Genomic DNA, 13,006 nt, shown 5'->3' on the forward strand with positions numbered 1-13,006 from the left:
GGGGGCCGGGGCCGCCGTTCCCGCTCACGGGCGGACGGCGACCAGGAGTTCGCGGCGGTCGGTGCGGGCCGGGGCGAGCAGCCGCGTCAGGCGCGTGACCAGCACCGCGGTGACGCCCGCGACCACCGCGGCGAGCAGGTCGAGGACCGCGTGCAGGACGACGCCGTCGGCCCGGGCCTGCACGCCGGTGCGCAGGCCCCACAGCAGCACCACCGCCGACAGCACGACGCCCGCGGCCCACAGCCCCCACCAGGCGAGCACCAGCCGCGACGGCCGCGGACGCTCGGCGGCGGGCCGGCCCAGTGCCGTGTGCTCAATCTCGGCGAACACGGCGCCGGGCACGGCGAGGTTGACCCCCGGCACCAGCCACCCGACGACGATGTCGCGGGCCCGCCGCGAGGGCACCACCCCGGCGGCGTCGGCCGCGGCCGCGGTGGCCCGCACCGTCCAGAGCACGACGAGCGTGCCGACGATCAGGGTGAGGATCGGGGCGATGGTGCCCGCGGAGAGCACCAGTGCGTCGGACGCGGCGACGACCGGGGCGCTCAGCGCGTCGGACCGGCTCGCCAGCAGCAGCCCGTAGCGCCATCCCTCCGCACCCGCCGCGACCAGCGCGACGGCCACCGTCGCCCACAGCAGCGGCACGACCGTGCCGGCGAGCGAGCAGGCCGTGGTGAGCGGCCCGGGCGCGACCGGGCCGGACGCGCGGACCCAGGGCCGTGCCGGGTACCCGCCGCGCTGCGGACGGGCCTGCGGCGGCCCGGAGTAGGGCCGGCGCGGCGCGGGCACCACGGCGGGGGTGTCGGGAGCGGGCGGCAGCGCCACCCACTCCAGCGCGGCCAGGTACCGCCCGCAGTACGGGCAGAACGGACCGGCCCCCGGCTCCGACGTGCGGCGGCAGCGGGGGCAGGTCTGCGGTCCGGCCGCGGCGGGGGCCACGGGGAGCTAGACGATCGCCGGGGCGGCGCCGCCCTCGGCGACGACCGGGCGGCCCTGCGCGGCCCAGCCCTGCATCCCGCCCTCGACGTTGACGGCGGGGTGGCCCTGCGCCACCAGGTACTGCACGACCTGCGCCGACCGGCCGCCGGAGCGGCAGACGACGTAGAGCGGGTCGTCGGCGGGGACCTCGCCCAGGCGGGCGGTGAGCTCGGACATCGGCAGGTGCCGCGCACCGGGCGCGTGCCCGGCGTCCCACTCGTTCGCCTCGCGGACGTCGAGCATCGCGGCCTCGGCGGGCACCTGCGCCACCGGCACGGAAGGAACGGTCATGCGCCGGATCCTCCCACGCACACCGGTCAGGGCCCGGTGAGGCTCAGGGCCCGGTGGGGCTCAGCGCCTGGTCGCCTTCTCCGACCCGGCGCCGGTGAGGGAGCGGACCTCCATCTCGGCGTACTTGGCGTGGTCGAAGTCGCGCGACCCGCCGACGTAGGTGCCGATGATCCCGAGCAGGAACGACAGCGGGATCGACACGATGCCCGGGTTCTCCAGCGGGAAGAACGCGAACCCGCCGTTGGGGAGGATCACGCTGCGCGGGCCGGACACCACCGGCGAGAAGACGATCAGCAGCACGCAGCTGGCGAGGCCGCCGTAGATGCTGAACAGCGCGCCCATCGTGTTGAACCGCTTCCAGAACAGCGAGTACAGGATCGTCGGCAGGTTCGCCGAGGCCGCGACGGCGAACGCCAGCGCCACCAGGAACGCGATGTTGATGCCGTTGACCAGGATCCCGCCGACGATCGCGACGGCGCCGACGACCAGCGCCGTCATCCGGGCGACGCGCACCTCGGCGTCCGGCGACGCCTCCCCGTGCTTGACGACGTTGGCGTAGACGTCGTGCGCGAACGACGCCGACGCCGTGATCGTCAGGCCCGCGACGACCGCGAGGATCGTCGCGAAGGCGACCGCGGAGATGATGCCGAGCAGGATCTCCCCGCCGAGCTGGTAGGCCAGCAGCGGCGCGGCGGAGTTCTGCCCGCCGGGCGCGGCCGCGATGGCCTCCGGCCCCACGAGCGCCGCGGCGCCGTAGCCGAGGACCAGCGTGAACAGGTAGAACACGCCGATCAGCCAGATCGCCCAGACCACCGAGCGGCGGGCCTCCACGGCCGTGGGCACGGTGTAGAAGCGCATGAGGATGTGCGGCAGCCCCGCGGTGCCGAGCACGAGCGCGAGGCCGAGGGAGATGAAGTCGACCGGGTTCGTGTACTGCAGGCCGGGCGTCAGCAGGGCCTCACCGCGCTCGGGGCTGTTGGCGACGGCCCGGCCGAGCAGCTCGGAGAGGTTGAACCCGACGATGCCGAGCACCCACGTCGTCATCACCGCGGCGCCGACGATCAGCAGCCCGGCCTTGATGATCTGCACGTAGGTGGTGCCCTTCATGCCGCCCACCAGCACGTAGACGATCATGAGGATGCCGACGACCGCGATCACGACGCTCTGCCCGACCCGGTCGGTGTTCGGGATCTGCAGCAGCAGCGCGATCAGGCCGCCCGCGCCCGCCATCTGCGCGAGCAGGTAGAAGAACGACACCACCAGGGTCGAGGTCGCGGCGGCGGCGCGGACCGGGCGCTGCCGCATCCGGAACGCCAGCACGTCGCCCATCGTGAACTTGCCGGTGTTGCGCAGCAGCTCCGCCACGAGCAGCAGCGCGACGAGCCACGCCACGAGGAAGCCGATGGAGTACAGGAAGCCGTCGTAGCCGTTGAGCGCGATGGCGCCGGCGATGCCGAGGAACGACGCGGCGGAGAGGTAGTCCCCCGCGATCGCGACGCCGTTCTGCGGCCCGGTGAACGAGCGGCCGGCGGCGTAGTAGTCCGACGCCGACCGGTTGGTGCGGCTGGCGCGGTACACGAAGTACAGCGTGACCAGCACGAACGCGGCGAAGATGCCGACGTTGAGCCCGACGTTGCCGACCTGTGTGGGGCCGGCCGCCTGGGTCGGGACCATCAACCCCTCCCCTCGACGCGTTGGCGGATGCGCTCGGCGGCCGGGTCGAGGTGCTTGTTGGCGTACCGCACGTAGGCCGTGGTGATCGCGAACGTGGTGACGAACTGCAGCAGCCCGATGACCAGGCCCATGTTGATGTTGCCGAGCACCTTGATCGCCATGAAGTCGCGCGCGTAGGACGCGAGCAGCACGTAGGCGAGGTACCAGACCAGGAACGCCGCACTCATCGGGAACACGAACCGCCGCAGCCGCGACCGCAGTGCCGCGAACTCGTCGCTGTCCTGGACCTCTTCGTAGACGGTCCTCGTCGATCGATCGCCGACCATGCTCACGGCGGGCCTCCCTCGTCCTGGCTCCGCCCGTGCGGGGCCCACTACCCAGTCGAACGAGGGAGCCATCCACACGGGAACGCCGGAATACTCCAACGGGTACACAGAGCGGGCAAGACCTAACGCACTGTGCGGTTGTCCTCGTCCGCCAGGCGGTCGCGGGTGAGGCCGAGACGCTCCGGGGCGTGCAGCCGCAGCAGGATCTGGTCGACGTCGGTCGGCCGGCGGTCGCGCGTGAGCAGGCTGACCACCACCATCGTCGCGAACGCCGCGGGCACGCTGACGATCGCCGGGCGGTAGAGCAGCACGCCGAACACGCCCGGGCCGCCGAGACCCGCGAGGCTGACGGCCACCGCCCCCGCCGAGAGCACGCCGCCCACCAGCAGCCCGGCCACCGCCCCGCGGTCGGTCAGCCCCCGCCACCAGATGCCGAGGACGAGCAGCGGGCAGAACGTCGAGGCGGCCACGGCGAACACGAGCACGACGGCCTCGGAGAAGTCGAGGCGCTGCACCCCCAGCGCGAGCGCGAGCGGCACGGCCCCGGCGAGCACGGCCGCGAACCGGAAGTCGCGCACGCGCCTGCGGTGGAACACGTCCGTGGACAGCACCCCGGCGACGCTGACGATCAGCCCCGACGACGTCGACAGGAACGCGGCCCACGCCCCCGCCGCGACCAGCGCCCCGATCGCGATCCCGGCCCAGCCGGTGCCCAGCACCGCGGTGGGCAGCAGCAGCACCGCGGCGTCGGTCTCGCCGCTGACCAGCAGCTGCGGCGTGTAGAGCCGCGAGAGCGCACCGAGCACCGTGACCGTGATGTAGAAGCCGCCGAGCAGCGCGAGCACCGCGACGGCGCTGCGGCGGGCCGTGCGCCCGTCGGGGTTGGTGTAGAAGCGCACGAGCACGTGCGGCAGGCCCATCGTGCCCAGGAACGTGGCGATGATCAGCGAGTAGATCGCCAGCAGGCCGTTCTGCCTGCCCTCGGGGAACGGGGTGATCCACTCGGCGTCGTCGGCCGGGGTGCCCGCGACGACGGGGACCGTCGCCCCCGCGGCGAACCCGAGCTGCGCCCCCTCGTCCGCCGCGTGCAGGCCCGGCTCCCAGCGCAGGCCCGCGTCGCGGACGTCGATGCCGTCGATCCGGCCGGTGGCGACGAGCTCGGTGGGCACCCGCACGTCGAGCAGGACGTCGGTGCGGATGTCGACGGTGGTGGCGGAGGCGAACTGCGGCGGCGCCGGGCGGTCGAACTCCCGCGCGTCGCCGAGGAAGTAGACGACCGCGACGATCGCCGGCAGCGCGACCGCGGTGAGCTTGAGCCAGTACTGGAACGCCTGCACGAACGTGATCGACCGCATCCCGCCGAGCACGACGGTGGCGACGACGACGATCCCCGCCGCGAGCACCCCCACCCACGACGGCAGCACCCCGCCGGTGACGATCGTGACCGTCAGCCCGGCGCCCTGCAGCTGCGGCAGCACGTAGAGCCAGCCGATGAGCAGCACCAGGCCGGTGCAGACCCGGCGCAGCAGCGGGGACGCCAGCCGGGCCTCGGCGAAGTCGGGCACCGTGTACGCCCCGGACCGCCGCAGCGGTGCGGCCACGAACAGCACCAGCGCGAGGTAGCCCGCGGTGAACCCGATCGGGTACCAGAGCGCGTCGACGCCGTCGCGCAGGATCAGCCCGGCGACGCCCAGGAACGACGCGGCCGAGAGGTACTCCCCCGAGATCGCCCCGGCGTTGGCCGTGGGGCCGACGGTGCGCGAGGCCACGAGGAAGTCCGAGGTGCTGCGCGCGACCCGCACGCCGAGCGCGCCGATCACCGCCGTGACGACGGCGACGAGCACCATCGCGCCCAGTGCGACCAGTGCGGCCGTGCTCACTCCGTCACCCGGACAGGTGACGCGGCGGATGACATGCCGTCACTATGGCAAGTGGACCCACGTTCGGTCACCACCCGCCCCCCGGACGGGGGCGTCACGCCGGGTCGGGGTCGTCGTCGAGCCGGTCGTGGCTCAGGCCGAGCCGCTCGGGGGCGTGCAGGCGCAGCAGCGCGCGGTCGACGTCGGCCGGCACCTCGTCGCGGGTGAGGCGGCTGACGAGCACCATCGTCAGGAACGCGGCGGGCACGGTGACCGCGGCCGGGCGGTTGAGCAGCACCCCGACCCAGCCGGGGGGCAGGACCGCGAACATGCTCACGGCGGTGCCCGCCCCGGACAGCCCGCCGCCGACCAGCACCCCGGCGACGGCTCCGCGCGCGGTGAGCCCGCGCCACCAGATGCCGAGCACCAGCAGCGGGCAGAACGTCGAGGCGGCCACGGCGAACACCAGCGGCACGGTGAGCGAGAAGTCCAGCCGCGTGACCGACAGCGCGAGCGCCAGCGGCACGACCGTCGACAGCACCGCGGCCAGCCGGAAGTCGCGCCAGCGCCCGGTGAGCACGTCGGTGAACAGCACGCCGGCCAGGCTCACCACGAGCCCGGACGACGTCGACAGGAACGCGGCGGCCGCCCCCGCGGCGACGAGCGCGCCGAGCAGCCAGCCGAGCAGGCCCGGCCCGAGCGCCGCCACCGGGACGAGCAGCACCGCGGCGTCGGTCTGCCCGCTGACCAGCAGCTGCGGCGTGTAGAGCCGCGACAGCGCGCCGACGAGCGTGACCAGCACGTAGAAGCCGCCGATCATCGCCAGCACGATCACGGTGGTGCGGCGGGCCGCCCGGCCGTCGGGGTTGGTGTAGAAGCGCACGAGCACGTGCGGCAGGCCCATCGTGCCGAGGAAACCGGCGATGAGGATCGAGTAGATCTCCAGCAGCTGGTCGGGCCGGTCGCCCGACATCGGTTCGAGCCACTCCCGGTCGGTGGCCGGCGTGCCCAGCACCGTCGGCACCGGGGCGTCGGCGGGGAAGACCAGCCTGCTCCCCGCGAGCACCTCGTGCGGGCCGGGACCCCAGTCCAGCGGGCCGTCGACCGTCGCGCCGTCGACCTGGCCCGCGGCACCGACCCGGACCGGGTCGACGACCTGCAGCACGACGTCGGTCCGGATCGCGACGGTCGTCTCCGCCGGGAAGGTGGGCGCGGACGGGCGGTCGAAGGTGTGGGTGTCGTCGAGGAAGATGCCGAGCACCACGACGGCGGGGACCAGCAGCGCGGTGAGCTTGAGCCAGTACTGGAACGCCTGCACGAACGTGATCGACCGCATCCCGCCGCCCACGACCGTCGCGAGCACCACCACCCCCGCGGCGGCGACGCCGGTCCAGGAGGGCAGCGCGGTGAGGGTGGTGAGGGCGAGGCCCGCCCCCTGCAGCTGGGGCAGCAGGTAGAGCCAGCCGATGACCAGCACGAACACCGTGCACACGCGGCGCAGCAGCGGCGAGGCGAGCCGGACCTCGGCGAAGTCGGGCACGGTGTACGCCCCCGACCGGCGCAGCGGTGCGGCCACGAACAGCACCAGGGCCAGGTAGCCCGCGACGAACGCCACCGGGTACCAGAGCGCGTCGGCCCCCTCGCGCAGGATCAGCCCGGCGATGCCCAGGAACGACGCCGCCGACAGGTACTCCCCGGAGATCGCGCTCGCGTTGGCGACCGGGCCGACGGTGCGCGAGGCGACCAGGAAGTCCGACGTGCTGCGCGCGACCCGCACCCCGTACGAGCCGATGATCGCCGAGACGACCCCGACCAGCGCGATCGCGACGAGCGCGTACTGCGCGGCCGGGCTCACGGGCGCCTAGTCCTGGACGTGGTCGGCGAAGTTCTGCTCCACGCGCTCGGCGGTGCGGGTGTGCCACCAGCCCAGGCCGAGCAGGAACGGGTACACCAGCACGCCGAGCAGCAGCCAGGGCAGCCGCAGGCCGAGGACCTCGGTGCGCCCGATCTCGGGGAACAGCGCGAACGCCAGCGGCAGCAGGCCCAGCGTCAGCGCCGCGAGCAGGGCGAACCGCAGCGCGACGGTGAGCTGGGAGCCGATCAGGTTGCTGCGCAGCAGCTCCCCGACGGCGCCGCCCTCCTGGATGTCGACGACCGTGCGCACCGGGTGGGCCTGGTTGCGCCGCTCGGACAGGATCACCTTGACCCGGCGCACCGGGATCCCGGAGTCGGCGACGGTCTCGTCCGGGTCGGCGGGCCGCGGCGCGGGCAGGTCGACCGGGAGGGCGGGGGTCGCCAGCGCGGTGCCGTCCGGGGCCACCGGGGGCATGTGGGCGCTCCACAGGACCGTGTCGTCGCCGTCCTCGACGCCGCCGGGCGCGTCGTCGTCGACCGGCGTCAGCGGGCCGGTGAGGTCGAGCCGGTCGACGAGTTCGAGGACGCGCGGGGTGGACGACCAGGGGTCCGGGGCGCCGGTGCGGGGCAGCGCGGTGGTGGGCATCGCGGTGGTCGGGAGCGCCGCAGCGGGCACGGGGGCCACGGGCGCGCCGGGGGCGGCGAGGAGCCGGGCCGGGGCGCGCGGGGGCAGGACGTCGGAGCCGGCCTGCGGGCGGGCGGGGGCGTCCGGGCCCCGGGCGTCGACGGGGGTGGCCCCGTCGGGAGCGGGCTCGCCGAGTGCGGTCCGGTCGAGGGGGGTCCCGTCGAGGCCGGGGAGGTCGGGGCCGGGGAGGTCGGGGCCGGGGAGGTCGGGGGCGGGGAGGTCGGCGTCGGGGCCGGTGGGGTCGGCGGGCGGGGGGACCTCGCGGGCGCCCACCGCCCCGGGCCCGAGCGCGACGACGGTGGAGACCGGGGCGTCGTCGCGGTCGTCGAGGTCGCCCTGCGCGGCCGCGAACTCGGGGCCGCCGAACTCGTCGGACGGGGGTCGCCGCGTGGCGCCGTCGGCGAACGCGGGGCCGCCGAACGTGGCCGGGGCGTCGCTGGGGACGCCCCGGGCCCCGGGCCGGTAGGCGCGCGGGATCCGCCGTCCGCCCGGCGTGGCCTCGTCGTCGGTCCCGGGACCGGACCAGCTCTCGCCGGGGTCGGCCGGGCGCCGCCTGCGCACGGGTGCACCGGAGGGGGGCAGGGAGGGTCCGCCGATCGGGCTGGGGGCGGGCGCACCGGGCCCGGGCGTGGCGACGGAGTGCCGGGGGACGTGCCCGACGCCGCCGGGCGGCTCGCCCGCGGGGTCGCGGCGGGCGTGCCGGCCACCGGCCCCGGAGCGGCGCTCGGCCATCCGGCGCCGGATCTCCTCCTGCAGCCAGGCGGGACCGGTGTCGCCGGGGCCGTCGGCGGCGGGCTCGCCGTCGTCCGGCCCAGGAGTCACCGACGGCGGTGCGCCGTCGATGAAGGTGCTCACAGCAGACCCTCGCTACGCGCCGTCGGCGGTCATCGCTGGCTCCACGCCTGCTTCGTGGCGCGCACCAGCCGGTCCTTGAGCTCGCGGGTGTGGCGGCGGCTCACGGGCAGCTCGGCGCAGTCGGGCCCGGTGCCGACGCGCACGACGTAGCCCGATCCGGACAGCCGCAGCTCGGTGACCAGCGGCAGCGACACCAGGAACGAGCGGTGGATGCGGACGAAGCCGGCATCGCGCCAGCGGTCCTCCAGCACCGAGAGCGGGATGCGGACGAGGTGGCTGCCCTCGTGGGTGTGCAGCCGGGCGTAGTCGCCCTGGGCCTCGACGTAGCGCACGGCCGAACGGGGAACGAGCTTGGTGGTGCCCGCGAGCTCGACGGGGATGACCTCGTCCTCGCCGTTCTCCTGCTGCACCGGCTCGGCCATCGCCGCGGTGCGGCTGGCCAGGATCCGGTCGATCGACGCCGAGAGGCGCTCGGAGCGCAGCGGCTTGAGCAGGTAGTCGACGGCGCCGACCTCGTAGGCGTCGACGGCGCGGTCGTCGTGGGCGGTCACGAAGACCACCGACGGCGGCACGGCCATCGAGGAGAACACGCGGGCGAGCTCGAGCCCGTCGAGGCCCGGCATCCGGATGTCGAGGAACACGACCTCGACGTCGGTGCGCTCGGCGACGCGCGTGCCCGTGGCCTGGTTCATCGACCCGCGCGGGCCCTGACCGGCCGTGGCGGCCTCGCGCACACCCTGGCGGCTGTTCAGGATCCGCAGGGCGTCCGTGGCGTCGGACGCCTTGAGCACGAGCCCGACACGGGGGTCCTCGCCCAGCAGGTACGCGAGTTCCTCGAGTGCCGGCTCCTCGTCGTCCACGGCGAGGACGACCAGGCCACCGGAGCTGTCGTTGCTGTCCACGATCTCCTCATCCTGCCCGCGACGATCACGGGTGCCGCCAACCATGGTGACGGCCAATCCGTGTGAGTGCCAGGGGCACGCACCATTCGGGTTCGTTCGATCACACGCCGCTACAAACCGTACCGTGCCCACGCCGAGCGGATCTCGGCCGCCTGCACCATCCCGAGCAGGCCGTCCGCACCGAACGGGGTGCCGCCCGCGGCCGGGCCGCCCAGCCCCAACCGGGCGAGCAGCGGCTTGCGCGCGTCGACGGTCACCAGCTCGGCGTCGGGGTACCGCTCGGCGAGCACCGAGCGGGCGGTGCCCAGCCCGTCGGCCAGGCCCAGCTCGACCGCCCGCGCGCCGGTCCAGACCTCGCCGGTGAACAGGTCGGCGTCCGCGGCGAGGCGGTCGCCGCGGCGGGAGGTCACCCAGTCGCGGAACATGGTGTGCAGCTGGTCCTGCAGGTCGCGCAGCCAGACGACGTCCTCGGGCTTCTCCGGCAGGAACGGGTCGAGCCGCGCCTTGGACTCCCCCGCGGTGTAGAGCCTGCGCCGCACCCCGTACCGCTCGATCAGGCCGTCGAGGCCGAAGCCCTGGCTGACCACCCCGATCGAGCCGACCAGCGAGGTGGGGTGCGCGTGGATCTCGTCGGCGGCGCACGCCAGCCAGTACCCGCCGGACGCGGCGACGTCCTCGCAGAACGCCAGCACCGGCACGCCCTTGTCGTCGGCGTGGCGCCGGATCGCGTCGGCGACCAGCGCGGACTGGGTCGGCGAGCCGCCCGGGGAGTTGATCAGCAGGGCCACCGCGGCCAGCCGGTCGTGGCCGAACGCCCGGTCCAGGGTCTTCTCGACGGTCTGCGCGTTGATCACCGCCCGGGGCACGGGCCCGGCCGTCGGCGTGATGACGCCGTGCAGCCGGACCAGCGGCACGACGGGCTTGTCGGAGCGTGCTCCGGGGAGCCGGGAGGTCAGGGCGTCGGGGAAGCGCAGCACGTCCATGCCGGCCACGCTACGCGCGCGCCGCGGGCCGGGTCGGGGCCGTCAGACGCGGACGTTGGCCCGGAACTTGGGCACCCGCAGCGTGATCTTCATGCCCTCGCCGATGTTGGTCTCGACGACCAGGCCGAAGTCGTCGCCGAACGCCGAGCGCATCCGGTCGTCGACGTTGCCCAGTCCGACGTGGGCGCCGGAGAGGTGCGCGTCGTCGAGGTCCTCGGTGAGCCGCGCGGGGTCCATGCCCACGCCGTTGTCCTCGACGATGATCACGCACTCGGACCCGGCGTTCTCCGCGGTGAGGGTGATCGTGCCGCCGCTGGGCTTGCCCGCGAGCCCGTGCCGCACCGCGTTCTCCACCAGCGGCTGCAGCGCGAGGAACGGCAGCACGACGCCGAGCACCTCGGGCGCGATCTGCAGCTTGATGTTGAGCCGGTCGGAGAAGCGGGCCTTCTCGAGCTCGATGTAGCGCTCGATGTTGGTCAGCTCCTCCTTCAGCGTCGTGTACTCCCCCGCCGTGCGGAAGGAGTAGCGGGTGAAGTCGGCGAAGGACAGCAGCAGCTCGCGCGCCCGCACCGGGTCGGTGCGGATGAACGAGGCGATCGTCGTCAGCGCGTTGTAGATGAAGTGCGGCGAGATCTGGGCGCGCAGGGCGCGGACCTCGGCGCGGTCCAGGCGGCGGCGCGACTCGTCGAGCTCGGCGAGCTCGAGCTGGCTGGAGACGTAGCGCGCGACCTCCGCGGTGGCCCGCAGCAGCACCGGACCGGCCGTCGAGGTGGTGAGGGCGGCGAGCGTGCCGACGATGTTGCCGTCGGTCTCCAGCGGAACGACGACGACGCCGCGCACCTCACAGCCGGGGTGGTCGCACGAGATCGACGTGTGCGACATGACCTCCTGCCGACCGGTGGCCACCACCTTCTCGGCGAGGATCCGCACGTCGGGCTGGTGCTGGTCGGAGTCGCCGTCCCAGGCCAGTGTGGCGCCGCGGCTGTCGGTCATCGCCAGCGCGCAGGTCTCCAGCAGCGTGCGCAGGTAGGGCAGCGCGAAGCGGGCCGACTGCGGCGACAGGCCCTCGCGCAGGGCGGGCGCGGCGAGCGCGACCGTGTGCAGCGTGCCGAACGTCGCCTTCTCCAGCGGGTTGGCGAAGGTGTTGCGCTTGTTGCGGAGGAAGTAGAAGACGGCGGCGGCCACGCTGATGACCAGCAGGCCGGCCAGCACGAGGAGGGCCGGGGACAACGCTTCCACGCCTCTACCTCACCAGCCGGGACAGTCGACGATCCGCCAGCGGCTTGCCGCCGGTCTGACATCCCGGACAGTACTGGAACGACTTCGTCGCGAAGGACACCTCTCGGACGGTGTCACCGCAGACGGGGCACGGCAGGCCGGTGCGGGCGTGGACCCGCAGGCCGGAGCGCTTCTCGCCCTTCAGCTCGGCCGCCTTCTGCCCCACCGACCGGTCGACGGCGTCGGTGAGCACCGAGCGCAGCGCCTCGTACAGCGCGTCGACCTGCTCGGCGGACAGCCGGCCCGACGACGCGTACGGCGAGATCCTCGCGGTGTGCAGGATCTCGTCGCTGTAGGCGTTGCCGACGCCCGCGAGCACCGTCTGCTCCACGAGCAGCGTCTTGATCCGCTCGCCGCGCCCGGAGAGCAGCGCGCCGAACTCGTCGCGGGACAGCGCCAGCGCGTCGGGGCCGAGCCGGGCGATGCCGGGGACCCGCTGCGGGTCGGGCACGAGGTAGACGGCGAGGCGCTTCTGGGTGCCGGCCTCGGTGAGGTCGAAACCCGGCCCGCCGACGTGGTCGAGGTGCACCCGCAGCTCCAGCGGCCCGCGGCCGGGCTTGGGCGGGGTGAGCGTCGCGGTGTCGTGCCAGCGCAGCCACCCGGCCCGGGACAGGTGCGTGATCAGGTGCAGCGGGTCGTCCGGCCGGTCGAGGAACTCGACGGCCAGGAACTTCCCGTACCGGGCGGCCCCGGTGACCACCCGGTCGGCCAGCGCCGTGACCGGCGGGTCGAAGGTCTTGACCGCGCTCATCGACGCGACGTCGACGCGCGCGACGGGCCGGTAGATCGCGTGCTCGCGAAGGTGGTGGGCCAGCGCCTCGACCTCGGGGAGCTCGGGCATCAGTTCACCGGTTGCAGCGGACTGTCGGCGTGGCCGGGCGTGCCCTGCGTGCGCAGCCGCCGGACGACGATCCGCAGCTCCTCACGGGCCTTCGCCCCGCCGCGGACCAGACCCGTCCAGCGCTCCGCGGGCTGGTCGTAGCTGCCCGCCGTCTCGGCGACGACCGTCCACGGCCTGCGCAGCCACCAGCGGATCGGGAAGAACAGCACCACGGCCCCGGCCAGCAGGATCAGGAACCACGGGATGTGCACCAGCGACGGCGTCCAGACGATGAGGATCACCCAGAACAGGAACAGCGCGGACAGGATGAGGACCGCGGCGCCGCGGCCGCCGTCGACGTCGTGCTCGAAGTCGTCGCCCGTGGCGGGCACGGACCACTCGATGTTGCGGCGCACCTGCCAGGTGCGTCCGTCGACGCCGGCGACCGTCTTCGTTCCCACACCGTCAACTGTCCCACACCGGAGCCCCCGCGGGCGGGAG

12 protein-coding genes are annotated in these 13,006 nt (G+C 74.3%); all 12 read right to left on the reverse strand.

The window, feature by feature from the left end; genetic code table 11:
• Positions 1–24 precede the first annotated feature (24 nt).
• Positions 25–939 carry a DUF4328 domain-containing protein gene (locus H6H00_RS07815; RefSeq protein WP_185720647.1) on the reverse strand — a complete coding sequence of 305 codons (915 nt, stop codon included), beginning with the start codon at positions 937–939 and terminating at the stop codon, positions 25–27.
• A 6-nt stretch (positions 940–945) separates the two neighbouring features.
• A complete protein-coding gene (locus tag H6H00_RS07820) occupies positions 946–1,269 on the reverse strand; it encodes a rhodanese-like domain-containing protein (RefSeq protein WP_185720648.1) in 324 nt (107 codons plus the stop codon).
• Positions 1,270–1,329: 60 nt separating this feature from the next.
• On the reverse strand, positions 1,330–2,943 hold the full coding sequence (locus H6H00_RS07825; RefSeq protein WP_185720649.1) for a monocarboxylic acid transporter: 1,614 nt from the start codon (positions 2,941–2,943) through the stop codon (positions 1,330–1,332).
• Complete coding sequence (locus H6H00_RS07830; RefSeq protein ID WP_185722244.1) at positions 2,943–3,269, reverse strand: DUF485 domain-containing protein; 327 nt, start codon at positions 3,267–3,269, stop codon at positions 2,943–2,945. The genes H6H00_RS07825 and H6H00_RS07830 overlap by 1 nt, the downstream gene beginning before the upstream one ends.
• 122 nt (positions 3,270–3,391) lie before the next feature.
• Complete coding sequence (locus H6H00_RS07835) at positions 3,392–5,149, reverse strand: sodium/solute symporter (protein ID WP_221775825.1); 1,758 nt, start codon at positions 5,147–5,149, stop codon at positions 3,392–3,394.
• Between the two features lie 94 nt (positions 5,150–5,243).
• The gene (locus tag H6H00_RS07840; RefSeq protein WP_185720650.1) at positions 5,244–6,983 is read right to left on the reverse strand and encodes a sodium/solute symporter; all 1,740 of its coding nucleotides are present in this window, start codon (positions 6,981–6,983) and stop codon (positions 5,244–5,246) included.
• A 6-nt stretch (positions 6,984–6,989) separates the two neighbouring features.
• The gene (locus H6H00_RS31790; protein WP_221775826.1) at positions 6,990–8,522 is read right to left on the reverse strand and encodes a hypothetical protein; all 1,533 of its coding nucleotides are present in this window, start codon (positions 8,520–8,522) and stop codon (positions 6,990–6,992) included.
• A gap of 29 nt (positions 8,523–8,551) precedes the next feature.
• Entirely contained in the window at positions 8,552–9,424 is an 873-nt protein-coding gene (locus tag H6H00_RS07850; RefSeq protein ID WP_185720651.1) for a LytR/AlgR family response regulator transcription factor, read from the reverse strand.
• Between the two features lie 110 nt (positions 9,425–9,534).
• The gene (locus H6H00_RS07855; RefSeq protein ID WP_185722247.1) at positions 9,535–10,398 is read right to left on the reverse strand and encodes a S49 family peptidase; all 864 of its coding nucleotides are present in this window, start codon (positions 10,396–10,398) and stop codon (positions 9,535–9,537) included.
• A gap of 51 nt (positions 10,399–10,449) precedes the next feature.
• Positions 10,450–11,646, reverse strand: a complete 1,197-nt coding sequence (locus H6H00_RS07860) for a sensor histidine kinase (protein WP_255425632.1) — start codon at positions 11,644–11,646, stop codon at positions 10,450–10,452.
• A gap of 4 nt (positions 11,647–11,650) precedes the next feature.
• On the reverse strand, positions 11,651–12,526 hold the full coding sequence (locus H6H00_RS07865; RefSeq protein WP_185720652.1) for an Fpg/Nei family DNA glycosylase: 876 nt from the start codon (positions 12,524–12,526) through the stop codon (positions 11,651–11,653).
• Positions 12,526–12,966: a hypothetical protein gene (locus H6H00_RS07870; protein ID WP_185720653.1), complete on the reverse strand. Its 441-nt coding sequence runs from the start codon at positions 12,964–12,966 to the stop codon at positions 12,526–12,528. Before H6H00_RS07870 ends, H6H00_RS07865 begins: the two co-directional genes overlap by 1 nt.
• Positions 12,967–13,006: the final 40 nt, after the last annotated feature.

This window comes from Pseudonocardia petroleophila, from assembly GCF_014235185.1.
Classification (GTDB): Bacteria; Actinomycetota; Actinomycetes; order Mycobacteriales; family Pseudonocardiaceae; genus Pseudonocardia; species Pseudonocardia petroleophila.